This is a genomic window from Plebeiibacterium sediminum (assembly GCF_026013605.1).
In the GTDB taxonomy this organism is placed as follows: Bacteria; Bacteroidota; Bacteroidia; order Bacteroidales; family Marinilabiliaceae; genus Saccharicrinis; species Saccharicrinis sediminus.
In genome coordinates this window covers 1-344 of sequence record NZ_JAPDPJ010000388.1, presented here as the reverse complement: position 1 = coordinate 344, position 344 = coordinate 1, and the positions used below count along the sequence as shown (strand labels likewise).

Annotated in this window: 1 protein-coding gene; it reads right to left on the bottom strand. The window is 38.1% G+C overall.

Translation table 11 applies throughout. The features are described 5' to 3' along the window. Positions 1 to 344 (bottom strand): thiamine pyrophosphate-binding protein (locus OM075_RS26755; RefSeq protein WP_494515761.1); only part of this gene is annotated, 344 nt, incomplete at both ends.

Below are 344 nucleotides of genomic sequence, written 5' to 3'. Positions count from 1 at the left end.
TTTTGCTCAATAGCACTGTAGTCAATTTCCGGAGCATCACCTGAGAAGAATTTAGCAAATTTAGCTGCTAACTCAGGATTTGCTTTTTCCCACTCAGCTTGCTCTGCTTTTTTAGCTGCAACATACTCAGCCTTTTTAGCTTGCGCTTCAGCATACATCGCTGCAACATCATCAAAAATAACAAATGGATTTTCTGGATCTCCACCTAAATTTTTAACTGTACTTTCAAAACATGCACCAGCAGCAGACAAAGGTTGTCCGTGAGTAGAAACTTGTTTTTCGAATGATGAACCATCTTCTTTAACAGCTCCTTTACCCATAATGGTTTTACCAATAATTAAGAA